Below are 1,897 nucleotides of genomic sequence, written 5' to 3' on the forward strand. Positions count from 1 at the left end.
AGCCTGCTCGTAGAACACCCCAACGTTCGGGATCTTCACGTGCCGCTCGTAAACCGTTGCCCAGTCGGCGAATTGGACCTTTGACGCACCCCGCGCAGGGCCCTGGGCCCAGAAGAACACGTCGTCGGCCGGGTCGTTGCGAGTGCCGATCTCCGGGTAATCCGCGGGATTGAGCATGTAGTTCGGCATGAACTTGAGGATCTGCGCTACGTTGACGTGCACGGTGCCTTCCAGCCGCGGTAGAGCACCGATCAACCGGGCCACTTCGCAGAAGTAGGTGTTCTTCTCGAAGCCCTTGGCGGCCAGCACATCCCACAACAGCGTGACGACGGCCTCGCCTTCGGAGGTCACCTTGGATTTGGTCACCGGGTTGAACAGCAGGTAGCGACGGTCGTCGAGGCTGGCGCTGCGGAAGTAGTCGATCGCACGGTCGCTGAACGATTTCATCGCGATCAACCGGGCATAGGCCTCGACGAAACTGGCCCGCACGTGCGGGAAGTCGGTGACCGGGTTGCCGTACAGGATGCGGTGGTTGGCATGGGTAATCGCCTCGTAGAAGGCGTGCTCGCACATCCCGATCGAGCCGGAGCACAAATTGAACTTGCCGACGTTCACGGTGTTGAGCGCGGCGGAGAACGCTTCCGGTCCGGTGCACAGGATGTCCTCCTCGTGCACCGGGTAGTCGTTGAGCCGGAAGTTGCTGACGAACATCTGGCCGTGCACCACATTGCCGATCAGTTCGTAGTTTTGGTGGGCGCTGTCGGCGACGAACCAGATGTAACCGTCGGCGCCGTCCACGTCGGTGCGGCGGGAGAACACCGACACCATGCCCGCCACGTTGCCGTTGCCGATGTAGTACTTCTCCCCCGACGCCCGGAATACGACGCCCTCGTCGTCGTCGTCTTGGGCGGGTGTGAGCAGCAGGTCGGTGTTGTAGATGTCGGCGCCGTGTGCACGCTCGGACAGTGCGAATGCCATCACGCCGCCGGCCTCGAGCTGTGCGGCCGCCCGCTCCTTGGCCTTGATGTTGTCGCTCTGCCAGATCGGCCCGAGGCCCAGGATGGTCACCTGCTCGGCGTACCAATACGACAACCCGTAGAAGCCGAAGATCTCGCTCAGCGCCGCGTTGCGGGAGGTATCCCACCGCTTGTTCGCGTCGCCGCCGCCGTACTCCGAGGGCGTCAGGAAGGTGGCGAAGATCTTTTCCTGCTTGATGAAGTCGAGGAAATCCGACACCCACGCCGCTTCCAGGTCGTCGCGAAGTAGCTTGACCTTGCCGCGGCTCTCGAACCAGTCGATCACCGCACGCAGCTGACGCCGTGTTTCCGGGTCGAAATACGACGGGTCGTAAGTATTCGGATCAAAAAGCAGTCCCATGGGCGTCGAATGTAGCGCTAGTCGGTTAGGTCATGGGCAAGTCTCAAGGAGCTAACGATTCGATAGCCGCGCGGCGTGGGTGCGCGGACCGCTCGGTCCGCCATGTTCTGGTGTAAGCCTGATGTCCTCCTACCTGCGTTGCACTCGACTCGGCATCGCCGCCACCGCGGCGTGCTGGACGCTGTTCGCGATCGGCACGCCACCGGCCGCCGCCGACCCGTCGACCGACTCCCTGGGTTTCGTCGACTCCACCGCGCGCTGCGCGGCGCCTAACACAGCGGTCGCATTCGGCAGCACGTCGAACTCGCGGGTGGCGATCTGCAAGAGTCCGGCCGGCTTGTTCGGCTACCACGGTGTGCGGATCAGCGATGGCGCCAAATTGATCGCGTCGGCCACAGCGTCTCCTGACGGCAGCTACGTCGCAAAGCAGGACGGCGTCACCTACACGGTGACGTCGAGCGCGCTGGTGGTCAGCGACGCCAGCGGGGTGATCCGCCGAGAACCGATGGTGTCGTTCCAC

The 1,897-nt window shown here is 63.5% G+C and carries 1 protein-coding gene and 1 pseudogene; one reads left to right on the plus strand and one right to left on the minus strand.

Annotated elements, in window-relative coordinates; translation table 11 throughout:
* Positions 1-1,377, minus strand: a 1,377-nt coding sequence (locus tag WAN02_RS06755; RefSeq protein WP_422263394.1) for an acyl-CoA dehydrogenase family protein, incomplete at its 3' end; no start/stop codon positions are given.
* A gap of 121 nt (positions 1,378-1,498) precedes the next feature.
* On the opposite strand from WAN02_RS06755, the pseudogene WAN02_RS06760 reads away from it, so the two are divergent.
* A pseudogene (locus WAN02_RS06760) lies at positions 1,499-1,897 on the plus strand (hypothetical protein); the annotation flags it as partial.

This window comes from Mycobacterium sp., assembly GCF_049281135.1.
Lineage (GTDB): Bacteria > Actinomycetota > Actinomycetes > Mycobacteriales > Mycobacteriaceae > Mycobacterium.